Annotated in this window: 22 protein-coding genes and 3 pseudogenes; 20 read left to right on the top strand and 5 right to left on the bottom strand. The window is 33.8% G+C overall.

All coding sequences use genetic code 11. The features are described from left to right. The first annotated feature begins 84 nt into the window (after positions 1-84). The 13 genes from AABL87_RS16135 to traN all read left to right on the top strand — a co-directional run bounded on the left by AABL87_RS16135 (position 85) and on the right by traN (position 13113). Positions 85-2079, top strand: a complete 1995-nt coding sequence (locus tag AABL87_RS16135) for an ATP-binding protein (RefSeq protein WP_341277595.1) — start codon at positions 85-87, stop codon at positions 2077-2079. Between the two features lie 89 nt (positions 2080-2168). Next, a complete protein-coding gene (locus AABL87_RS16130; RefSeq protein WP_006265596.1) occupies positions 2169-2798 on the top strand; it encodes a response regulator in 630 nt (209 codons plus the stop codon). Between the two features lie 249 nt (positions 2799-3047). Next, entirely contained in the window at positions 3048-3869 is an 822-nt protein-coding gene (locus tag AABL87_RS16125) for a M12 family metallopeptidase (protein ID WP_341277594.1), read from the top strand. A gap of 75 nt (positions 3870-3944) precedes the next feature. Then, positions 3945-4850, top strand: a complete 906-nt coding sequence (locus tag AABL87_RS16120) for a hypothetical protein (RefSeq protein WP_225581821.1) — start codon at positions 3945-3947, stop codon at positions 4848-4850. Between the two features lie 304 nt (positions 4851-5154). Continuing rightward, positions 5155-5463 (top strand): DUF4134 domain-containing protein, encoded by a 309-nt coding sequence (locus tag AABL87_RS16115; RefSeq protein ID WP_025124855.1) that lies wholly within the window; start codon positions 5155-5157, stop codon positions 5461-5463. Positions 5464-5474: 11 nt separating this feature from the next. Further along, on the top strand, positions 5475-5819 hold the full coding sequence (locus tag AABL87_RS16110) for a DUF4133 domain-containing protein (protein ID WP_341277593.1): 345 nt from the start codon (positions 5475-5477) through the stop codon (positions 5817-5819). Continuing rightward, positions 5803-8298 (top strand): TraG family conjugative transposon ATPase, encoded by a 2496-nt coding sequence (locus AABL87_RS16105; protein ID WP_006258125.1) that lies wholly within the window; start codon positions 5803-5805, stop codon positions 8296-8298. The genes AABL87_RS16110 and AABL87_RS16105 overlap by 17 nt, the downstream gene beginning before the upstream one ends. A 77-nt stretch (positions 8299-8375) precedes the next feature. Further along, the gene (locus AABL87_RS16100) at positions 8376-9008 is read left to right on the top strand and encodes a DUF4141 domain-containing protein (protein WP_006258124.1); all 633 of its coding nucleotides are present in this window, start codon (positions 8376-8378) and stop codon (positions 9006-9008) included. A gap of 3 nt (positions 9009-9011) precedes the next feature. After that, positions 9012-10004 (top strand): conjugative transposon protein TraJ, encoded by a 993-nt coding sequence (gene traJ / locus AABL87_RS16095; protein ID WP_006258123.1) that lies wholly within the window; start codon positions 9012-9014, stop codon positions 10002-10004. 16 nt (positions 10005-10020) lie between these two features. Then, positions 10021-10644 (top strand): conjugative transposon protein TraK, encoded by a 624-nt coding sequence (traK, locus tag AABL87_RS16090; protein ID WP_006258122.1) that lies wholly within the window; start codon positions 10021-10023, stop codon positions 10642-10644. A 12-nt stretch (positions 10645-10656) separates the two neighbouring features. Beyond that, a complete protein-coding gene (locus AABL87_RS16085; RefSeq protein ID WP_006258121.1) occupies positions 10657-10947 on the top strand; it encodes a hypothetical protein in 291 nt (96 codons plus the stop codon). Then, positions 10922-12211: a conjugative transposon protein TraM gene (traM, locus tag AABL87_RS16080; RefSeq protein ID WP_006258120.1), complete on the top strand. Its 1290-nt coding sequence runs from the start codon at positions 10922-10924 to the stop codon at positions 12209-12211. The genes AABL87_RS16085 and traM overlap by 26 nt, the downstream gene beginning before the upstream one ends. Positions 12212-12240: 29 nt before the next feature. Further along, positions 12241-13113, top strand: coding sequence for a conjugative transposon protein TraN (gene traN, locus AABL87_RS16075; RefSeq protein ID WP_006258119.1), 873 nt, complete (start codon positions 12241-12243; stop codon positions 13111-13113). A 592-nt stretch (positions 13114-13705) separates the two neighbouring features. Here traN and AABL87_RS16070 read toward each other — a convergent pair. The 3 genes from AABL87_RS16070 to AABL87_RS16060 are packed head-to-tail and all read right to left on the bottom strand — an operon-like array spanning position 13706 to position 15163. Beyond that, positions 13706-14632 carry a HipA domain-containing protein gene (locus tag AABL87_RS16070; RefSeq protein ID WP_006263901.1) on the bottom strand — a complete coding sequence of 309 codons (927 nt, stop codon included), beginning with the start codon at positions 14630-14632 and terminating at the stop codon, positions 13706-13708. Then, complete coding sequence (locus AABL87_RS16065) at positions 14625-14960, bottom strand: HipA N-terminal domain-containing protein (RefSeq protein ID WP_006263900.1); 336 nt, start codon at positions 14958-14960, stop codon at positions 14625-14627. The genes AABL87_RS16070 and AABL87_RS16065 overlap by 8 nt, the downstream gene beginning before the upstream one ends. Beyond that, a complete protein-coding gene (locus AABL87_RS16060) occupies positions 14960-15163 on the bottom strand; it encodes a type II toxin-antitoxin system Y4mF family antitoxin (RefSeq protein WP_002992043.1) in 204 nt (67 codons plus the stop codon). The genes AABL87_RS16065 and AABL87_RS16060 overlap by 1 nt, the downstream gene beginning before the upstream one ends. Before the next feature lie 437 nt (positions 15164-15600). Between AABL87_RS16060 and AABL87_RS17750 the strand changes: the two are divergent. From AABL87_RS17750 to AABL87_RS16040, 3 genes and pseudogenes are all read left to right on the top strand, one after another. Then, a pseudogene (locus tag AABL87_RS17750) lies at positions 15601-16073 on the top strand (DUF6088 family protein). Continuing rightward, on the top strand, positions 16063-16251 hold the full coding sequence (locus AABL87_RS16045) for a nucleotidyl transferase AbiEii/AbiGii toxin family protein (protein ID WP_006258113.1): 189 nt from the start codon (positions 16063-16065) through the stop codon (positions 16249-16251). Before AABL87_RS17750 ends, AABL87_RS16045 begins: the two are co-directional and overlap by 11 nt. A 31-nt stretch (positions 16252-16282) precedes the next feature. Further along, the gene (locus AABL87_RS16040) at positions 16283-16498 is read left to right on the top strand and encodes a hypothetical protein (RefSeq protein ID WP_232279325.1); all 216 of its coding nucleotides are present in this window, start codon (positions 16283-16285) and stop codon (positions 16496-16498) included. Between the two features lie 84 nt (positions 16499-16582). On the opposite strand, the gene AABL87_RS16035 is transcribed toward AABL87_RS16040, so the two are convergent. Together AABL87_RS16035 and AABL87_RS16030 are read right to left on the bottom strand one after the other, a co-directional pair. Continuing rightward, a complete protein-coding gene (locus tag AABL87_RS16035) occupies positions 16583-17752 on the bottom strand; it encodes an ATP-binding protein (RefSeq protein ID WP_006258112.1) in 1170 nt (389 codons plus the stop codon). 614 nt (positions 17753-18366) lie between these two features. Further along, positions 18367-18537, bottom strand: a pseudogene (locus tag AABL87_RS16030) (transposase); the annotation flags it as partial. A gap of 274 nt (positions 18538-18811) precedes the next feature. Here AABL87_RS16030 and AABL87_RS16025 point away from each other — a divergent pair. From AABL87_RS16025 to AABL87_RS16010, 4 genes and pseudogenes are all read left to right on the top strand, one after another. After that, on the top strand, positions 18812-20128 hold the full coding sequence (locus AABL87_RS16025; protein WP_006265581.1) for a gliding motility-associated C-terminal domain-containing protein: 1317 nt from the start codon (positions 18812-18814) through the stop codon (positions 20126-20128). Between the two features lie 11 nt (positions 20129-20139). Further along, positions 20140-21072 (top strand): PorP/SprF family type IX secretion system membrane protein, encoded by a 933-nt coding sequence (locus tag AABL87_RS16020; protein WP_006263894.1) that lies wholly within the window; start codon positions 20140-20142, stop codon positions 21070-21072. 11 nt (positions 21073-21083) lie between these two features. Beyond that, a complete protein-coding gene (locus AABL87_RS16015) occupies positions 21084-23039 on the top strand; it encodes an OmpA family protein (RefSeq protein ID WP_016649207.1) in 1956 nt (651 codons plus the stop codon). A gap of 34 nt (positions 23040-23073) precedes the next feature. Then, a pseudogene (locus tag AABL87_RS16010) lies at positions 23074-23710 on the top strand (hypothetical protein); the annotation flags it as partial.

The following is a 23710-nucleotide window of genomic DNA, read 5'->3' as shown; positions in this document are numbered from 1 at the left end:
CCTTTTTTAAGGTTATAGATTTTGCAGTGTAATAAAGCGATTCATTTTGAATCGCTTTATTGTTTTGATTATAAAGCAATCGTTATGCGTTTTAGTTTATTATTATTTTTATTTTGTTTTCTATCTTGTAATGGCGTGGCAGAGAAAAAAACAAAAGAAACAAACTATTTTGAAGGTTATGCTGAGGCTATTGATAAAGAAGTTTATCTAGATAGTATTGCTACTTTGATAATAAAAAGACCTAATGACTCTTTAACTAGAGAAGCACTTTTGAGATTAGCTAACCGCTATGAGTGGATAAAGCGGGATAAAAAGGTTAAAAAAAATCTAGAAAAACTGTACTCTTACTCAAAACAACAGGGAGATACAGCACATATAGCCAAGACCTATTGGTATTTAGGAGATTATTACGATAGAAGACAGATTTTAGATAGTGCTTATTTTTACTATCTCAAAGCTGAGAAACTTTATGCCTTGCAAAAGGATAGTATCAACTGGGCTAAAATGCTTTCTTATAAAGCTGGTGTTTTACACGATACAGGGGTTTATACAGAGAGTGAGACTACGATAGCCCAAGTTCTACAAGTGTTATCCAAACAAAAAAATACTAGACTTATCTATGAGGCCAACTTCCAAATGGCGTCAGTACTGAAAGAGCTGAAAGAGTATAGAGGTGCTTTAGAGTATTATGTAAAAATACCAGAATTGCTTAATAGATTAGAAGAAGAAGGATATGACAAATATAATTTACAGCGTTCTTGGCTATCCTATTATAATAATATAGGAGGGTATTATCAAGAAGTAGGTAATTTAGAAGAAGCCAAAAATTACTTTCAGACTGCACTTAGAAATCACTATGTAGATAGTTTTCCCAGATTAAAGGCAATGGTTTTAAATAACTACGGTTATAATCAGATGCTTCTTTGTGAGGATACTCGAGTGATACAATCCACACTTGAATCTGCTTTAGATATTCGGACGCAGATTAACCATAAACAAGGTATTGTTGCTAGTAAAATAAGAATAGCGGAGTTAAATCTTTTAAAGCAAGATACCTTAACGGCTTTAGTTTTAATGAAGGAAGCTTATACTATGGCTGCAGAAGATAAGAATCTTTATGAATTGACAGAAAGTCTAAAATTTTTATCCGAATATAATGTTCAGGACAAAGAGCTCTATACCACTCTTTATCTCAGAACCCAAGATAGCATAAGAACTCTTGAGCGTCAAACCAGAAATAAATTTGCTCGTATCGAATATGAAACAGGAGAAATAGAAAAGAGAAATGATCTTCTAAAGCAAAGAAATGCATATTTAGGAGGAGTTATTTTACTTGTAGTTATACTGTCTATTGTGTTTTTTATTGTGCTTAGTTTGCGAATGAAAAATAAAAAACTTTTATATCAGCAAAAAGATCAACAAGCTATACACCAGATTCAAGCTTTGCTTTTGCAGCAACAAAGCATAACCTATAAGGCAAAAAATAAACAAAGAAAACAAATAGCCAAAGACCTACATGACTCTATTATTAATAGGGTATTTACTGTGCGTATTAACCTTGGGCAATTGTCAACTGATCAAACGCAAGAGAAAGAAAAGTTAATAGATCAATTAACGCAAATTGAAGCACAGACCAGAGCATTATCTCACAATATGCATAAGACCTTATTTAACCAAGAACAAGATTTTAGTTTAGTACTTGAGAATTTAATAGTAAGTCAGAAAAATACATTCAAAACTGTTTTTGAGTGTTCTATTGATAGACTTATTAATTGGGATGTGTATACACTGTACCAAAAAGCACAGTTATACCTTATTGTACAAGTATTGCTTCAAAATGTAAATAAACACGCTCAAGCTACTAAGTGTTTAGTGATTATTCTTTTAAGTGAGCACCATATTATTGTTAAAATCCACGATAATGGTATTGGTATCGATACTAAGAAAATAGATAAAGGATTGGGTTTTAAAAATATAAAACATCGACTAGAAGCGCTACAAGGAAAAATGACAATATCTACTATTAGTCAGATGACAACGATTAGTTTAGAAATTCCCTACTTTCAAAAGAATATTTAAGGATAGTTTTGTTGTATTTTTTATAAATATAATATTGTGTAATTCTTTTTTAATAGTAAATTGCATTGTGTTTTTTATAAAATAATTATATGACTATATTACTTGCCGATGATCATTTCATGACTTTAGAGGGATATATTTCTATTTTAAACGATGAATCTAATACTTACATTAAAGCCCAAAACTGTGAAGAACTCTATAGTCAGATACTTTGTTTAGACCAGCTTGACGTAGCTATTATAGATTATGATATGCCTGTATACGAAGAGCAAAATATATCGTCAGGTTTAGATTGTACTTCCATGATTAAAGAGCGCTTTCCTTATTGTAATATTATTTTAATAACTGCACATGAGGAAGCCTTTATTCTTTATGGTATTTACCGTAATAAAACGATAGATGCACTGATTGTAAAATCAGATTTTTCTGCCAAGACTTTACAGGATTTGATTTTTAATAATAAGGGATCAGAACCTTTCTATAGCCCTATTGCTAAGGAGTCTATAAAAAAAGTAATTGCTAAGAATACACTTCTAGATCCTAAGAACAGAGAGATTTTAATGTATTTATCTCATGGGTATAAAATTACTCAACTAGAGAGTTTTGTCTTTTTAAGCGTAAGCGCTATACAAAAGCGAATAAGTAAAATGCTACATGAGTTTAATGTAACAGATTATCAAGAATTAATTCAAATCATAAAACAGAACCAGTTGCTCTAGTATATTGAAATAAAATCATTTAGCGTATATTGCTTGTTATTATGGGTAAATAGTAAGGTTAATTTGTTATTATAGTTATTGTTTTGTTTTAAAAAGTATATTTGTGCATATAGCTGTTGAAAATACTTGTTTTTTTAACACTTGGTGTAGTTTGGCTTCCTATATAGTTAATTGTCTTGTTGTCAATTTTTTATATTGAATCAGTGTTGTTAAATTTATGTTATTATAAACCAAAATAATATTGATAATATGAAATTACACCACAAGATCCTTTTAGGATCATTCATCTCAGTAGCTTTGGTATCATGTAACACAAATGACAATGATACACCAGCAAATGATAGTAGTAAGGGGCTAAAAGAATTAAGAGCAGTGCCTAAAGCAGATATTGTTTCAGGATTTGAAGGTGCGAAAGTCTGTAAAGATGTTTATCCTAAAGGAACAGATCCAAGAGGAGCTGTTGTTAGAAGTACAAAGTGGCCTAATGGAAGTGTTATTACTGTAGGACTATATGGAGGTACTCCTTATGTTCGCAGTAAGGTTAAGCAATACGCGCAGGAGTGGTCTAATTATGCCAATATCACTTTTAATTTTGTGGAAACTGGAACTCCTCAGATTCGAGTTACTTTTACCCAAGGAGCAGGATCGTATTCTTATTTAGGAACACAAGCCCTTAGTATTCCATCTAATGAAGAAACAATGAACTTTGGTTGGTTTGATAATTCGACTAGCGATGCAGAGTTCAGTAGAACAGTTATCCATGAGTTCGGTCATGCGCTAGGAATGATACACGAGCATCAACATCCTTTAACGAATATTCCATGGGATAAAAATAAAGTGTACGCTTATTACGCTGGTTATCCGAACTATTGGAGTAAAAATGATGTGGATAACAATCTTTTTGCAACCTATTCAACTACGCAAACTCAGTATAGTGCTTATGACACGCAGTCGATTATGCATTACAGCATAAGCAGTGCTCTTACTACAAATGGATTTAGTGTAGGAAATAACTCTGTTTTATCAGCAACAGATAAACAGTTTATTGCAACAGTTTATCCAAGAAACTAAAGTATATACATTAGGTTAGTTTTAATAATAGTCTACCTTACCCTAGTGTGAGGTAGACTTTATCTATTTATGACAATGAATAAAAGTTACTTTCTATTACTTTTTTGTATTCTTCCTTTTTTAATACAAGCTCAAGCCAAAAGACAACCCTCTTCTATCTCACCTTATGTAAATTGGAGTGAAGAAAACTTGAATTGGAATATAGCAGGCAATGAACAAGGACAATACCCTAATGTATTATCAGAATTAGATTGGCGCGATCTTCGCGGACCTTCTGTAGGTGTTGAATCTGTTATCTCTCTTTCATCGAAATTTCGCTTAAAAACAGACCTAAATTACAAGGAGATAACAAGAGGAACTGTGAAAGATACAGATTATGCAGGAGACAATAGATTCCTAAAAACCTCTGAACTTGATTTACAAGCAGATAAAGGTCATTCTTTTTACACACGTATTGAATTATCCTATTTGCTATGGTCTAATCATCACTTTTATTTTAATACCCATATTGGGTATTATGGTGCCTATCAGACTCTTTATATGTTAGATGGAGATGTCCCTCTTATAGAAGGCAAAAAATTAAATAGCACCTATAAACCTCAATCTCATGGAGTCATCATGGGATTAGAAACGAATTTTATTCATCAGAATTGGAATGTAGATTTTGATATTAGCGCTATATATCTACCCTCTTACACTGCTAAGGCAACTTGGAACCTCCGAGAAGAACTTAGACAGCCCACCAGTTTTAAGCACAAATCTAAGGGAGTGGGGTGGAGGACAGGATTACATATCGGCTATCAGCTCACACAGCGCATACAACCTTTTTTCTCTGTTCACTATACCCATACAAAAATAAATAAGGGAACCGATAAGTTATTTAAGGCAAATGGAACAACTCATACCGCCCAATTAAATGAAGTTCATTCAAACAGTTTAAGCATAGGGCTAGGAGTGAAGGTATTTTTAGATTCCTTATAAAAAATAATTGTTTTCTTAAAAAGTAAGAACACCCGGTAGTTGATAAAAAATAAGACAATAATTTTGAATTTTTTATTTAGCGTTTTATTACATAAATAATTTAAAGGGTATTAAATATACCACACAAGAGGATTATATCCTCTTTTTTTATTTTTATCAATCCATAGTAAAACTTTTAAAAGGCTATTTAAAGTCAATTAAAGACTGAGCATACCAAGTTTTATTAATACCAAGTTTTCCTGGGACATTTGAGCTAAGATATTAAGCAAACAGCTTAATAAATAACTTATAAATGTCAAATTTTATGAAAACAAAAACATTTCAAAAATTAGTAGTGTTAGGTCTAACACTACTTTTATCAAGCAATCTTTTTGCCCAAGGAAACGGAATAGCAGGAATTACAGAAGCTACCCAGATGGTTACTTCTTATTTTGATCCAGCCACTAAACTTATCTACGCTATTGGAGCAGTGGTTGGTCTTATTGGAGGGGTAAAGGTGTATAACAAATTCTCAAGTGGTGATCCCGATACAAGCAAGACAGCTGCAAGCTGGTTTGGAGCTTGTATTTTCTTAATTGTAGCGGCTACAATTCTAAGATCATTCTTCCTTTAAAAGATACTTATATGAAAAAGTATAGTATCAATAAAGGCATTGGAGCAAGCGCAGAGTTTAAAGGACTCAAGGCTCAGTACCTGTTTTATTTTGCAGGTGGACTATTAGGAAATCTAATTCTTGTTATGGTTTTGTATATGGCTGGGGTAAACAACAAAGTTTGTTTGAGCTTTGGTCTTGGACTATCGGGTTATCTTGTTTACAAAGTATTTTCAATGAATAAGAAATACGGTCAGTATGGCCTTATCAAACTTCAAGCCAGAAAGTACTTTCCAAGGTATATCATCTCAAGAAAAGATCTTAGAGGGTATTTAAGTAGAAACTTAAAACTAAGACACTATGAGAAATACAGCTAAGACAAATACATTAGAGCGGATGTTTCCAATTCTATCAGTGGAGAACAACTGTATTGTCTCAAAGCAAGGAGATATCACGGTTTGTTATAAAGTGATCTTACCTGAGATATTCACCATCTCAGATAAGGAGTATGAGACTATTCACAGCCTGTGGCATAAGGCTATAAAAACGCTTCCTGAGTTTACTGTGATTCACAAGCAGGATTGGTTTGTAAAGGAAAGTTACCACGCTGATTTTAAAGATGCAGAGCAAAGCTATCTAAGTAGAAGCTTTGAGAGGCATTTTAATGAGCGTCCCTATCTGAATCACAGTTGTTATTTGTTTATCACTAAGACCACTAAAGAGCGAATTAAAAGTCAAAGTAACTTCTGTTCACTTACAAGAGGAGAACTCATCCCTAAAGAGATTAGAGATAAAGACACTATTCAAAGCTTTTTAGAAGCGACTACACAATTAGAAAAGATAGTAAATGACAGTGGAATAATTCACTTAACTAAACTTACGGAAGAAGATATTATCGGCTCAGAAGATAAAAGCGGGCTCTTAGAGCAGTATTTAACGCTAAGTCCCAGTAAAAGAGGTAGTCTTCAAGATATAGCTATAAGTAGCGATAAGGTTAGAGTAGGAGATAATAATCTTTCTTTACATACCCTTTCAAACACAGAAGATCTTCCTAGTGAAGTATCGTGTTTATCAAGTTATGAAAAACTATCAACTGATAAAAGCAGTATGGCTTTATCGTTTGCAGCGCCTGTTGGACTCTTGCTTAATTGTAATCATATCTACAATCAGTATTTGTTTATAGAAGATAGTGATTACAATTTAAAACAGTTTGAAAAGTCGGCCAAGAATATGCACTCTCTTGCTAGATACAGTAGAGCGAATCAAATAAACAAGCAGTGGATAGAAGAGTATTTAAATGAAGCGCATAGTAAAGGTCTAATATCCATTAAAGCTCATTTTAATGTAATGGCATGGTCAGATAACCCAAATGAGCTTAAACAGCTTAAAAATGACTGTGGAAGCGCAATCGCTTCTATGGAGTGCGTACCAAGACACAACACAGTGGACGTCCCCACACTTTACTGGGCAGGTATGCCAGGAAATAGCGCAGACTTTCCAAGTGAAGAGAGCTTTTATACTTTCATAGAACCTGCCTTATGCTTTTTTACAGGGGAGACCAATTATCAAAACTCACTATCTCCTTTTGGAATTAAAATGGCAGATAGACTAACTGGTAAACCGATTCATTTAGATATCTCCGACCTACCCATGAAAAAGGGAATTATCACCAACCGCAACAAGTTTATCTTGGGACCATCAGGGAGTGGTAAGAGTTTTTTTACCAATCATATGGTAAGACAGTATTATGAGCAAAACGCTCATGTGCTCTTAGTTGATACAGGAAACTCCTACCAAGGCTTATGTGAATTAATTAAAGGCAAAACAAAAGGGGAGGATGGAGTATACTTCACCTATACCGAAGAAAACCCAATTGCGTTTAATCCTTTTTATACCGATGATGGGGTATTTGATATTGAAAAAAGAGAGAGTATTAAAACGCTCATTTTAACGCTTTGGAAGCGCGATGACCAGCCTCCCTCACGATCGGAAGAAGTTGCGCTTTCAAATGCTGTTAGTGGATACATCCAAAAACTTCAAAGCAGCGATATAAAACCAAGTTTCAATACTTTCTATCAGTACATCAAAACAGATTACAAAACTGAGTTAGAAGAGAAACAAGTTAGAGAAAAGGATTTTGATCTGGCAAACTTTTTAAATGTACTTGAGCCTTACTACAAAGGCGGGGAGTATGACTATCTATTAAACTCAGAAAGTGAGCTTGACCTTTTAAACAAACGCTTTATCGTTTTTGAGATAGACTCAATCAAAGAGCACAAAATTCTTTTTCCCATTGTGACTATTATCATCATGGAAGTGTTTATAAATAAGATGAGGCGTCTTAAAGGACAGCGCAAGCTAATCTTAATTGAGGAGGCGTGGAAGGCCATTGCTAAAGAGGGGATGGCATCGTACATTAAATATCTTTTTAAGACCGTTAGAAAATTCTTTGGAGAGGCAATAGTAGTTACCCAAGAGGTAGATGATATTATCCAATCTCCGATTGTAAAGGAAAGTATTATCAATAACTCTGATTGTAAGATTCTACTTGACCAGCGCAAGTACATGAATAAGTTTGATGATATACAAGCGATGCTTGGCCTTACTGACAAAGAAAAAGCTCAGATACTTTCAATAAACCTAAACAACAATCCTAACCGCCTTTACAAAGAGGTATGGATTGGCCTAGGTGGAATGCAATCGGGAGTATATGCTACAGAAGTAAGCTACTCAGAATACTTAGCTTATACCACAGAAGAGACTGAAAAACTACAGGTAATGAACCTGGCTAAAGAGCTCAACGGTAATGTAGAGATGGCTATAAAGCGTCTTGTACAAGAAAAACAGACTGAATAAGTAAATACGCTAACCCAACTTTTCTAAGGATAAAAAATAGTACTCAGTAGAGTAACCAATCAATTAAAACATAAAATATGAAAAAACTATTGCAGGTAGTTGTGGTAGCGATGCTACTAGTTCTACCAATAAAGAATTATGGGCAGTGGACAGTATATGATCCTGGAAATTTAGCCCAAGGTATTATAAATAGTGCTAATGAAATAAGGCAAACTTCTGCTACAGTTAGCAATGTAGTTAAAAACTTCAAGGAAGTAGAAAAAGTCTATAACCAGAGCAAGGAGTATTACGATAAACTCCAATCGGTTAATAACCTAGTTAAAGACGCTAGAAAGGTTCAACAGACAGTGCTTTTAGTAGGGGACGTTTCGGAGCTGTATGTCAAAAACTTTGGCAAGATGCTTAATGATCCAAACTTCTCTGCCCAGGAGCTTGTAGCTATTGCCAATGGATATTCCGTGCTTCTTCAAGAAAGCACAGAGCTTGTCAAAGAGCTTAAGCAGATTGTAAGTAGCTCAACCTTGTCTTTAAATGATAAAGAGCGCATGGATGTTATAGATAGAGTTTACAAAGAAGTAAAAGACTATCACAACCTTGTTAGTTACTATACAAGAAAAAATATTGGCATCAGCATCTTAAGGGCTAAAAAGAAAAATAATACCCAAAGGGTACTTGATTTATACGGTACTTCTAATCAAAAATACTGGTGAGTTATGGCTAGAGATAATCTTCATGAGGTTTTACAAAACCTCTATTACGATATGATGCCACTTACAAGTCAGATGGTATCTGTGGCTAAGAGTTTAGCAGGTCTTGGAGCGCTTTTTTATATCGGCATTAAAGTATGGCAAGCCTTAGCAAGAGCAGAAGCTATTGATGTGTATCCAATGCTTAGGCCATTTGCTTTGGGAATTTGTATTATGTTTTTTCCAACCCTTGTTCTAGGAACTTTAAACACGGTTTTAAGTCCTGTTGTAAAGGGAACGCATCAGATATTAGAAACCCAGGTTATAGATCTAACATCTTTACAAAAACAGAAAGATATTTTAGAAAAGGAGGCTATGCTTAGAAATCCTGAGGCTGCTTATTTAATTTCTGATGAGGCCTTTGATAAAAAACTTGATGAGCTTGGCTGGTCACCCTCGGATCTAGCCACTATGACAGGAATGTATTTAGAGAAATGGCAATATGATTTTCAAAAAAACCTAAGAGATGCCTTTAGAGAAATCTTAGAGATGATTTTTCAGGCTTCTGCTTTAATTATAGACACGATTCGGACCTTTTTTTTAATTGTGCTTTCTATACTAGGGCCAATTGCATTTGCCATTTCTATTTGGAGTGGTTTTGAATCTACGCTCTTACAGTGGCTCACGCGGTATATAAGCGTGTATCTCTGGCTTCCTGTAGCGGATTTATTTAGCGCAATGCTAGCTAGAATTCAATCCTTAATTCTTGAAAGAGATATGCTATTGCTTTCAGATCCAAGTTTTATCCCTGATACCTCAAACACGATATATGTGATTTTTATGATCATTGGCATTGTGGGATACTTTACAATTCCTACAGTGACAAGTTGGATTATTCAAGCCAGTGGAGGCTCGGGCTTTCTTCGTAATGTAAATCAATCTGCGCTTAAAACAGGTAATATTAGCTCGGCGGCAGTTGGGGCTACCTCGGGAAATATAACAGGTAGACTAATTAAATAATTTAAACACTTTAAACATGGAATTTAAATCACTTCGAAATATAGAAAATAGTTTTGTGCAGATTCGGCTCTACGCTATTGTATTTGCAGTTGTTTGCCTTATAGTAGTAGGATTCGCTATTTACAAAAGCTATGATTTTGCTAAAGAGCAACGAGAGAAGATCTATGTGCTTGATAAAGGTAAATCACTTATGCTAGCTCTGTCTCAAGACGCAAGTATAAATAGGCCAGTAGAGGCAAGAGAGCACGTAAGGCGCTTTCACGAGCTGTTCTTTACTCTCTCACCTGAAAAATCAGCCATTGAGGGTAATATGCAAAGAGCGTTTAATCTATCTGATAAAACCGCCTTTGACTATTATAAAGACTTACTTGAAAAAGGATATTACAGCAGAGTCATTTCAGGAAATATTCAGCAACGAATTGAGGTGGATAGTATTAAAATAGATTTTAACACCTATCCCTATAAGACGCTAACCTATGCAACGCAGTATATCATACGATCTAGTAACCTAACTAAAAGAAATCTTGTTACAAGTAGTCAGCTTATCTCAGCTGTACGGTCTGATAATAACCCGCAAGGATTTATTATCGAAAAGTTTACAGTTGTAGAGAACAAAGACTTAGAAGTTGTTAAACGTTAAAAAAACAAGATTATGAAGAAGCTACAACTTTTAAGACATAGTTATTTAAGTAAACTACAAGCTTACTGGAATAACCTCTCTATAAAAAGACAACGAGTTTTATTACTTACCGCTTTTACTCTTTACACATTAGTTTGTCTTTTTATTGTAAAGACAAGTTTTAGCTCTAAAATAAAGCAGGCAATAAGTAGGGAGGATCAGAGTAATATAAAACCAGTTAAGTATTTGCTTAAAAGGCAAAAGATAGAATCACACTCAATTATTAAACTAAAATATTATGAATCAAGATCAGTTATCAAATAAAACCCACCAGATAGAGAAAGTACCCAAAGAAAAAAAGGCAATTCAAAATCTTATAGAAAAACACAAAAAGCACATAGTCTTTGCTTTAATGGGCATTGTCTTTTTAGGGGTAATGTACCTTTTGTTTAAACCCGAAGAAAAGGAGTTAATCTCTCATAATGATTCTGTTCCTGAGGCGATAACCAAGGGGATGCCAACAGATAAAGTAAAAGCTTATGAAAAAGAGCTATGGGAACAGAAAAAGCAAGAAAATGAAAATCAGATTCACTCCTTAGCAGACTATTGGAATGATTCGCAAGAGGAGTCTAATAATACTTACAATCACAAGGATTATAATGCGGAACCTACTTACACTCCTTATGAGAGGTCTTACGAGAACTACAAACAAAGCCAAGATGTACTTGGTAGTTTTTACAGTAGTAGTACTGAAAATTCTGAAACCGAAAATCTTAAAAAGCAAATACAAGAGCTAGAGAAACAATTAGAAGAAAAAGACACTCCAACACCTATTACTATGGATAATCAATTAGAACTTATGGAAAAGTCTTTTCAGATGGCAGCAAAGTATTTGCCAGGAGGTCAAAATCAAACTGAATTACCGTCTTCAAATAAGACTACAAACGCTAAAACAATTTCAAGTAAAAAACAGGTCATAACAATGCTTGATAAAACAAGTAAAGAGATTGTATCTTCACTGGTAAAACCAACAAGTTTACTAGATTTTTTACCTATTAATCCTAAATCAAATCAAACCTTTTATACAGCAGAAGGAGAACGTAAAACCCAGAACCATAAAAACAGTATAAGGGTAAGTATTAAAGAAAATCAGGTTATTATAAACGAAGGTTACATCAAACTAAGACTCTTAGAAAGAATCGTAATAAATGGGGCTCTGTTACCTGAATCAAGTACACTGATTGCTAAGGTAAAGGTAAACAGTGGCAGGTTAGAGCTTATTGTAAATTCTATTAAGATAGAAGAGACCATCATAGAAACAGAGCTTATCGGCTATGATAATTATGGGCAAAGAGGCTTAGAGGTATTAGACCTTCAAGAAATAAGCGCCTCAAAAGAAATCATTGCCAATATGGGACAAACAGCAGGAACGAGTATATCTATGAGTAGATCTGCTTCAGATCAAATTGCTTCAGATCTAACTAAAGGACTTATTCAAGGAGTATCTGGTTACTTTTCAAAGAAAGTAAAAGCCCAAAGAGTAACCCTAAAACAAGGACAAGAACTGTTTCTTGTACCGAAAGAATAACATTTAATAACCAAGTAAAACAAATCATTATGAAAACAATCATTAAATATATGTTACTATGCTTATTAGCAGTAAACACAGTAACTTCCCAAAATTATACCAAGTCTATCAATTTATCAAATGCTGAGGTAACTCCTTATGAGGTAGAACTAACCCAAAACAAAACTACTCATATCTTGTTTCCAAGTAGTGTTGAATACGTAGATTTAGGAAGTAGTGACATAATAGCAAGCAAAGTAGAGGTTACATCAAATGTACTTCGTTTAAAAACGATTACAGAATATATTTCACCTACAAACTTTACTGTAATTACAAACGATGGTAAATACTATAGTTTTTGTGCTACTTACAATGAAGAGCCAACACAACTGAGCTATGACTTAACCAAGTTTGAAAATCAAAACAGTAAACAGCAAAGCGAAGTTCTATTTAAAGACTTAGGGGACACCAGTCCAACTCTAGCAGATCTTTTTATGAAAGCAATCATCAAAAGAAACAAGAAAGAGCTAAATATTAAAAGCAAAAGCTACGGGGTAGAAGCAAGGCTGAAAAGTATCTACACTCAAGATGGTAAACTCTACTTTCATCTTTCTATTAACAATAAAAGCAATCTACCCTATGAAGTTGACTATATTAGTTTTAGAATCAAAGACAGAAGGACCTCTAAACGAACCACTATTCAAGAAATGAGTTTAAAGCCCATTAGAAGCTATAGTGATGCTCAAACTATTAATATTCAAAGTAAACAAGACAATGTATTTATGTTAGATCAGTTTACCCTATCAGATAAACAAATGCTTTTAATTGAAATTAATGAGAAGAATGGAGTGAGAAATCAAAAAATAAGAGTGCTAAAACATAATGTATTAAGCAGTAAACAGATTGAATTGTTAAGAATATAGTTTTATACATAGTATAATATTTTATTAGATCTTAAGAGAATTTAAAGTGGGGCTATCTTATAAAGACTAGTCCCACTTTGTTTTTTTTAACTTTGTATGGATGATTCTTATTCCTGATCTTCAACTGATTATTTTAGTTTACCTTAAGAATATAATATAAGTTTTTCCTAAGTACACGACAAAAATCTAAAGCAATTGATATTTAGAGGATTGTACTTATTTTTAGACAGCAATAATCTTGATAAGTAGTCAAGTCCAAGTTTAAATACACTCATAAGCCTATTGCCATGATTCTTGATTGTGATAGGCTTAATAGTATCAATATCCTAGCATTCATAGGGGGGTAACCTTGTTTTTTTGCACAACACTTTTTTAAAGTATTTTAAAGGAAAATCAACGGATGGGTTTTAACAGATAAATGAGAAAATATTGTTGTTTTGGTTGAATAATTCACAATAAAAACGGAAGTGAATTTTTCGATTTGGACAGGTTATTTTCGATTTCAATTGCCACAAGAATACTTTTTTTGTCCTGAGATAAATGAGTGTTGTATATTTATTTTCTAGTATTTTCTTCCTGATTAACCTTTTCTCTACAATGCAATCTGTTTCAACTTTTTAGTAAAGATTGTTTTATATTCTTCTTTGTACTCATCAGTTAAAAAGCTTCGATCTATTAAGTCATATACTTTATTAGCTTGCTTAGAGAAATCTTTATAGATATTATTCCTTACAATTGCTGTAATACCTAAACTCATTGCAAGTTCATCAAAGTTTACTTGTTTAATCTTTTTCTTACGACCACTTAGGGTTAGTGCTAAATCTTCTTTTTCATCAGGAAAGACTAAATTCAGATTTAAAAGGTCATACGCTGGAGAAAATAAGATACCCTTATCTGTGTGCATTAAAGAGAAGTTCTTTAGGTGCATGTCGTTATTACCTGTTATAAAGCTAAACAAGACAAGTCTAAAGTATTTGATTGTATCTAAGCCCGAATTGGTAGCGTATCGTTTAATGATCTTCCCTACACGCTCATAGGAGCTTTTGTATTTTTGTTCAGTTAACAATTCTGATAACTGACATAAATCTTCTACATGAATTTTTTTGTTTTTCACTCGATCAAAACGCTTGGTAATATAAGCCAGCTCACCGGTAGAGGTGCGAATCAAAGCATGTTGTGCGGTTTCAATTTTAAATAGCTTAGCTAGGTGCATGGTCAAGTCTTCTACTTCAGGCATAAAAGCAAAATTAGGAGATTGAGGCTTGAGGATATAATCCCCCCATAAACTGACTAAGGTTAATCGTTTACTACCGTTTTCACTGTTTAAACTTAAGGATATCTTAGGTTGTACCCCTGTTAACGCTAATCGTTCGTTTACCGTTATTTGTGCTAACTTATCTAATTTTTCTTTATCTAATTCTAATATAGGAACTTTTGTAGTGCCAAAGAACTTCTTCGAACAAGTAGTATGATATTCGCCTGTTTCAACAGGCTTATAACAAAATAAACAGTTATTCATGATTTGCCGCCTCCATCGGATAAACTGAGACCTTTCCAATAGTGTCTCTACATAAGTTGATTAATAATTCAAATCGATCTCGGGGATTGAGCTTCCAATGTTTTTCTCCGATATCTAATAGCCATCCTTCAGGAATTAACCCATCGAAAAAAGGAAAGAGTACATTGCTATGATAGGTTTCTTCAGATAGGGGGAGCGTTAGGCTAATTGGATGCGGATGAGGTGTTCTTAGATAATCTTGATTATAGTAAAAGGAATATCCATCATCTCCTTCCAGGAGATAACCAGCTAACTGATCTTGAAAGTATATTTTTGCTTGTCGTGCCATTATTCTCTAGTTTGATCAATTACACCAACTTCTTTACCAAATAAAGCTAACACATCGTTTACTTTGTCTAAACGGAGTGTTTTTTTACCTTGTTCTAAATCACGTACAAAACGCAAGCCTACACCAGCATTTAGGGCTAAATCTTCTTGCGTAAGCTTTAATTCTTTTCGCTTTTGCTTTACAAATACTTGTATTGAATCCATATCTATACCTTTTCAGGTATAAATATACATAAAAAAATGGAATAATACCCCTTCGGGTATAGTTTGTGTGGGTATTCAATATTTTATACCCGATAGGTGGTATTTTATGAATTAAATAAAGCGTTTTTTCCTTCAAATGGTCTATTTAGATACTAATCCTATTACTTTTTTAGGAATTGTCCACGATTATTCAAATAACAACAAAGGCTTTACTGTTTGGAAAGGCTTATTAGAAGGGTGATTGACCTGCGGAAGGATTTGATTAAATTTGTGACAAATGTAAATCTTTTTTTATGAATGAATCTATTAGTAATCAGATAGTAGATAAGATTTCTAAATCTAAGCGTGGAGAAATTTTTTTCGCTAATGATTTTGTTAAATATGGTACAGCTGACAATATTTGACAAACACTCTCTCGTTTAGAAAAAGAAAACCTTATTGAACGATTAACCTATGGTATTTATATAAAACCAAAGCAAGATTCTTTATTAGGAACAATTTATCCTAGTATAGAGGAAATTGCAAATGAGATTGCAAAAAGAGATAAGGTGCCTATAGCGCCAACTAGTGTATTAGCGTTGTATCTATTAGGATTAACAACCCAGACCCCTTAAAGACTGTTTATTTGACTAAAGGATCTCAAAGAGAAATTAAGGTTGGAAATAGGAAGATTAATTTTAAGAGAACTGTCCCTAAAAACCTTATGATAAAAGATGATCTGTTACATTTAGTAGTACAGGCTTTTAAAGAGAAGGGGCAAAGAGAAATTACGGATTCTTTTTTAAATGCGATTAAATTAGCTATTGATAAAATAGATCAACAAGTGGTAGAATCTCAATTGAAATTTGCTCCGGTTTGGATTCAAAAAGAAATTAAAAAACTTTATTATAAACAGGAGTATGTGGATTAATTTATCTGAAGAACAAAGAGTTGCTGTACTAAAAAAAGCTGAAGTTGTTTATGGACTACCAGCTTTTGTAATAGAGAAAGATTGGTGGGTTTGTATTCTTTTAAAGGCAATATTTCAATCTAAGTATGCAGATTCTATTATATTTAAAGGAGGAACTTCTCTGAGTAAGGGCTTATAATTTAATACAGTGATTTTCAGAAGATATTGATTTGATTATTGACCAGCGTTTGCTGGGGTTTGGTAAGCTTGATTCTAAAACACAAATTAAAAAACTTAGAAAAGCTTCTGGAGGATTTATTATTAATGAATTTAGAGAAGAGTTAATACATCAATTAACTGAGTTGGGAGTAGAACCGAATTTATATGAAATTAAGCACACAGTACGTCAATGTAGAGACGATTTATCAACCGTGTCACACAGATAACATCCACAATCATATAGGCGTAAGGTATTACGCCCATATGATTGTGTGCTGATCACATCCGTAAACAACAAAAGCACAAAAAAATTAATACAATAATCCAAATTGCCATAAAGGAATAACATTCAGAAAGCCAGTTTCTATATCATCTTTTACAACATAACTGTTCTCAATATTTTTAATTTGTTTTTGGCTTTTGTTTTTGCCTCCTATTTCAAAGGTTATATTCTCAATTAAGAAATCTGAGTCAGCAGAAGATATAACATTATGTTTTACTCGTGTCTGATTTAAGAAGAATGTTTCACGAATATTTCCAATATTTGAAGAATCACTTGCTAGGTTGTAGATCAAATTGGTATTGTCTAGATAGATCTTATCTACCTTGCCTAATCCTCTAATTCCCCCAGTATTGTTACGTAGTTGAGTGATTAGCCCAGCTTCTTCAATGTACAGACAATAGTCAGCAATATTATTTCTACTTACAGATAGCATTTCAGCTATTTTACTCATATTAGGTTTAAAAGGAGCACTTTGAGAAACGATAGCTAATAATTGTTTTAATTTTCTACCTGTAGCCACATTCATATTAGCATACATTGGAATATCATTCTCTAAAGTCTGATTAATTATCTGAGCCAAACGAATATCAAAGTCTTGTTCTAAGGCAAAAGGATAATAACCTTTCTTTAAGTAATCAGTATAGTATAATAAAGGTCTTTCTATCTCTGGAATATTAACCTTATGCTGTAGTACTTCTTGTAATGTGTATGTTTTAGCAGAAATGTTATGAAATAGTTTCAGATACTCTCGAAAAGACAAACCTTGCATATTATAGATAATAGCTCTACGACTTAAATCAGAAGCTCCCTTTTTAATATCAAGTACAGATGAGCCCGTAAATACAACTTTTAAATTTTTATGGTAATCATAAATCAGTTTGAGGTCTTTTGCCCAATCAGGGTATTTATGAATTTCATCAATAAATAAATACTTGCCTCCAAACTTGACAAAGGTATCAACTAACTCAATGATTTTATTATCCACAAAATAAAAGTCCTCTGCGGTAATGTAAAGTGTTTCTGTAGGACTTAAATTCTGTTTGATATATTGCAGGACAAGAGTAGTCTTACCTACACCACGGGGACCAATTAGACCTATCATTCGATTTTCCCAATTGATTTGATTATATATGTAGCGAAAGAAATCTGTGTTAGCCTCATTGATTAACTTGTTTGAATACTCAAATAACCGTTCCATACTGTTTATTTTATTACAAATATAAGTATAAATGCACTCACATAGTGCATTTATTTTAAATAAATGCACTATGTGAGTGCTATTTTATCTTTTTTTGTTGTTACGGATTGTAAATCTGAGCCATCGGGAGTTAATTGAGCCTTGAAAAGCGATAAGTAAATAATCGAGTAGGAGGCTGAAGAAATAATCTTCAGCCACCTACTCGATTATTTGATTTAACTCGTTTATAGGCTGAATTCAGATTTGAGAGACTTAGGATTTGTTCTAGTAAATCTAACTGTCCTAATTGTACTTCCATGAGGTTGTTTTCAGTTATCCCAATAAAAGTCTGCTACTGCTTGATAGCTCTCGGGTTCTGGCCTATCATTGTTGTCAAGGTAGTTATCAATATTAACCGATATTTTCTGCATTCTTCCCTTCATTAGGTAACATTTATTTACTACTCACTTAATTAAGTTCGGTCCTTCTGTGTTTTGTAAGACTTCTTGGTATTGCCAAGCTTGTTGCAACACATACTATGACCTCTGCTGACTTCTTACAGCTATTGTTATCCGTAGTTCTGTAAAAAAAACTCCCTACGTCTGTAAGACCTCTCCAGGTAAGAACAATAACTTTCACCTCATGTACCTGCTATATTTACCCGCATATCTCTGTACAGTTTGGGACTTCAGTTTGGGCTGCAACCTTATCCGATACTCTATATGAAGATGAACATGATCCTTTGATACCACACCTTTTAAAATTTGAATATCTTCTACTAGACTGATTTGAATAATAAAAATACGATAAAATCAAATTTTAAATAGAAATACTTTGAAATGTTTTTTAAAATAGGTTTTTATAAATGATTATTTGTTTTTTTATTAATATTTTTTATGTTTTTTAATTTTTTATTATTTAAGTTGTCCTTGTAGGTGTGTTTTGTTATTTTGTTTTTTAATTTTTTTAATTAAATTTATGTAAATTTTAATAAATATGTTTTATTGGGATTCGATATGTTTTTTAAGTATAGTAGTACTGAATAATAGAAAGGAAAATTAACCATTTAATAAAATTTATATGAGTCAGAATTATTTCAACTTAACCTTCTTGCTGTTTATTTGCTTTAATATCTTATCTTATGGACAAGGTGAATCGGAGCATATTAAGCTAGTGAATACTGGTTTATTCAGTGTTCTCCCAGAAACCATTGTGTCTACTCGTCTTGATTTTACAAATACAGCTTCTGGTGTTTTTGTGAATGATGGGAGTATATATTATTATAAGGATTTTACAAATGATGGCTATTATGGGATTTCTTCTTTTACGAAGAGTTCTTCTACTTTTTTTATTTTATCTAATTCTGGCTTAGCCAAGCGAATCGCTGGAAATAGTTTGGCTTCTTTTTACAATATTGAATTTTCTAGCGAATTAAATGGTATTGCTTTTGATTTAAGTAACAATATTGATATTTCGGGTTTGGCTCATTTTAAAAATGGTATTGTAAAAGTAGATTCAACAAAAAATAGAGCTACTTCAGTGTCTAAAGGTATGGTTACTTTCTTGGCTGGGGCTCAACATGAGAATGTTGGTAATCATAGTTATATTGAGGGAAAAGTGGAGAAAATAGGAAATGAAAATTTTGAATATCCTATCGGAGATCAAAATTTTTATCGAGCAGCATCCATTGGCGCACCCCAAGATGTTCTCGATGCAGTAGTGGCAGAGTATAAATTAAATGATGCTGCTTTCTTTGCTGATCGAAAATTAGGTACAGGTGTGGTGAAGGAAGTGAATACTAAAGAGTACTGGAAACTGGAAGGAAAGTTAAAGGAGGAAGAAACTGTCATTTTATCCTTGACTTGGGATGAAAATACCACGTTACCTTCCTTGTTGAAAAATCCAGAAAAAGAACTTCATATCATTCGCTGGGATGAAAAGCAAAAGATTTGGGTTGATGAAGGAGGAGTGGTAGATATGTCCACCCGTACAGTTACAACACCAGCAAAAATTAAAAAGTTTGGTTATTTCACACTAGGAACCGTACATGATGATTGGATTCTATATGATGGAGTTGTCATCTATAATTTAGTGACACCCAATGGAGACGGGAAAAACGACTACTTTATTATTGACAATATCCAAAAATATCCCAATAATCGCGTTGAAATCTATAACCGTTGGGGGGTAAAGGTGTTTGAAACCACGCAATACGACCCGAATGGCGATGGAAGTAGCAATGTATTTGCAGGATATTCAGACGGTAAGATTACCATAGATAAAAAGAAGAAGTTACCAAGCGGAACGTACTACTATATTGTGACGTATGAATACAAAGATGCCAACGGTAGTCGCATGATCAAGAAAGCCGCTAACTTACATTTAGAGACCAATTAAACCACAAGTAAATGAAAGCAAGTAAAATAGTAAAAACGATAGTTTTTGGAGGTGTAGGTTTGTTGGGAGTAGCGCAATTGTATGGTCAACAAGATCCGCAGTATACCCAATATATGTACAATCACTCCAATATTAACCCTGCTTATGCTGGGAGTAGAGAAGGATTGAATATTTTTGGTTTGTATCGTACCCAATGGGTGGGTTTAGAAGGAGCACCTAAAACAGCTACTTTAGCTGTGAATACACCACTTGGTGAATCTGGTTTGGGCTTAGGAGTAAGCTTTACAAACGACCATCTAGGGGTGATGGATGATAATACGTTTGCTGTAGATTTATCCTATGCGGTAGACCTAAATTACCAATATAAATTAGCCTTTGGTCTGAAAGGATCAGCCAATTTATTGGATGTTAATTACAGTAAATTACACATTTATAACCCAACAGATCCCGTAGCTGAAGACGATATTAAGAATGAATTCACACCGAATGTTGGGGCAGGTTTCTTCTTGTATTCCGATAAAGCCTACGTCGGATTATCTGCGCCAAATTTATTGACAAGAACGCGCTATGACGATAATGAAGTAAAGACCATGCGTCAAAAGATGCACTTGTATTTAACAGGGGGTTACGTTTTTGAGTTAAATCCAAATTTGAAGTTTAAGCCAGCGACCATGCTCAAAATGGAACAAGGATCTCCATTGCAAGTGGATGTAAGTGCAAACTTTATGTTTTTGGATAAACTTACTCTTGGAGCAGCTTATCGCTGGGACGCTTCTGTCAGTGGACTTGTAGGATTCCAAGTGTCAGAAAATATATTTGTAGGTTATAGTTATGATGCAGAAACAAGTAAGTTAGCGCGTTATAATTCAGGCTCTCACGAGATATTTATGCGTTTTAGTTTGTTTAACAGCTACAAGCGCGTTGCTGCGCCGAGGTTCTTCTAAAAGAAAGTATTATGGTAAAACAAATCATACGAGTTGGAATATTGATTCTTGCCTTGAGTCTTGGACAGTTAAGCTATTGTCAGATTAAGAAAGAAAAGCAAGCGGATAAAAGCTTTGATCGAACCGCCTATATTGATGCCATTCAGATTTATGAAGGAATGGTAGAAAAAGGATATGTCAATGGTTCTATTCTACAAAATTTAGCGGATGCTAATTATTTCAATGGAAAATTGTTAGAAGCGAATAAATGGTATACCGAATTGTTTGAAGGACAATACGAAGATAAAAACTTAGGACAACTACCATCTGAATATTACTACCGCTATAGTCAGACTTTAAAAGCAGTCAAGAATTACGAGAAAGCAGATGAATTGATGGAACAATTCTCGCGCATCGAAAAGGAGGATCAAAGAGTAACGGAGTACAACAAAGATAGAGCCTATCTCTCGCGTATTGAAAAGTATGTGAACCAATATGAAGCTGAACTATTGCAGATAAACAGTGCGTTCTCTGATTATGGAGGAACAATTATAGGAAATGATTTTGTCTTTACTTCGGCTCGAGCAACGGATCATCAGCATAAACTCAAGATTCACTCCTGGACCAATGAGGGCTATACAAGTTTGTATCGTGCAAAAATAGACGGAAGTGGAATGGCAAATCCAGAACGCTTTCCTCTAGATGAAGCGCCTTATGTCAATGACGCAACGGCTGTGTTTAACCAAGATGGTACCATCATGTTCTTTACAAGAAATAATGCGAAATCCAATGGTAAAAGTAAACAAAACAAAGATCACAACTCATCGTTGAAAATTTATAGAGCATTAAAGCAAACGGATGGGTCGTGGGGACGAGTACTGGAATTGCCCTTTAATTCGGATAATTTCAATACAGCCCATCCGGCTTTAACTCCTGATGATAAATGGCTGTATTTTGCCTCTGATCGAGATGGAGCTATAGGACAATCCGATTTGTATCGTGTGGCTGTGTTTAAAAATGATGGCTATGGTCCAGTAGAAAACCTCGGTCCAAGCATCAATACAGAAGGAAGAGAGAATTTTCCTTTTATTTCATCAGACAATCAACTCTATTTTGCTTCTGATGGATATCCAGGTCTAGGAGGAATGGACGTATTTGTTACCCAACTCAATGGCGATGGTACTTTTGGTCCAATTGTCAATATGGGAGAACCCATCAATAGTAGTATGGACGATTTTGGTTTTTACTTGAAAGATGGTACTGGATTTGTGAGTTCCAATCGTGCGGGTGGAATGGGATCAGACGATATCTATAAATTGACAGAACGATCATGTGTTAAAAAAGTGGAAGGGAAAGTGTATGATATTGAAACGAAAGAAGTACTTGCTAATGCCAAAATTGTCGTTTCAGATGGGCTATACGAAAAGAGTACTACATTGCAAAGCAATGATAAAGGACAGTTTACAATTTCAGATTTAGGGTGCGGTATAAAATACCGTATCAGACCTGAAAAAGAAGCTTATAACACAGTAGAATTGGTGTTTTCATTTGAGCGTGATTCAGAGGTAAAAACGTTTGATATTGGTTTAGAACGCGCAGTGAAACCTTTGCAGGTGAATGATGACTTATTTAAACGTTTACAGTTAAAACCAATTTATTTTGATTTTGATAAAACAATCATACGCAAGGATGCTGCGATTGAATTGATGAAAATCGTAGAAGTTATGCAGCAATATCCAACCATGAAAATAGACGTTCGTTCCCATACAGATAGTAGAGGAAATGATACATATAATTTGAACCTATCTGATCGCCGTGTAAAAGCCACTATTGAGTGGATGACTAAACAAGGTATCGAAGCTAGTCGTCTGACTGGACGCGGCTATGGAGAAACACAATTGCTCAATGGTTGTAGCAATGGCGAACATTGTACAGATGCAGAGCATCAAGTCAATAGACGAAGTGAATTTATTATTAAAGAAATTTAAAATATAGGGAAATATAATTTAAACAACTAATCACATGAAAAAGAAATGGATTTTATTTGGTGCTTTTTGTACCGGAACAATAAGTTACGCTCAAGTTGGAATAGGTACGGCTACTCCTAATCCTTCTTCTCAACTTGAAATAACTTCTGATAAAAGAGGTGTTCTAATCCCTCGAGTTGAATTGAAAAGTCTTACTGACAATGGTACGATTACCAATGGAAATGTTGAAAGTTTATTGGTTTATAACGTAACAGATTCAGGAGATTTACAACCAGGATATTATTTTTGGAAAGGAAATAATTGGAATCGATTTTTAACAGAATTAGATGGTAAAGAATGGAGTAATGCAAAAAATAAAAGTTTTGTAGTTGAAAATGATTTACTTAAACTATATGATGAAAATGATGATGTTATTTTTATAGATCTTCAAAGTTTAAATATCGTTACCACGTTAGTTAAAGATTCATCAGGTAACGGAAAGTATACGTATAAAAATGAGGCAGGGACGGAAGTCGTAATTGATGTTCAGGCTGATGTGATCAACAACTTCGAAGACATAATCAATAATACGAATGTTCAAGAAATTTTAAATCAATACCTTACAGAGAATGCGGGAAACGTTCACTATGACGGAAATTCCTTTACGTATGTCAATGAAGATGGAGATACAG

It is taken from the genome of Myroides sp. C4067, from assembly GCF_038039665.1.
Taxonomy (GTDB): domain Bacteria; phylum Bacteroidota; class Bacteroidia; order Flavobacteriales; family Flavobacteriaceae; genus Flavobacterium; species Flavobacterium odoratimimum.
Note: the sequence above shows the minus strand (reverse complement) of the source record. Positions and strands in the feature narration are given on the sequence as shown.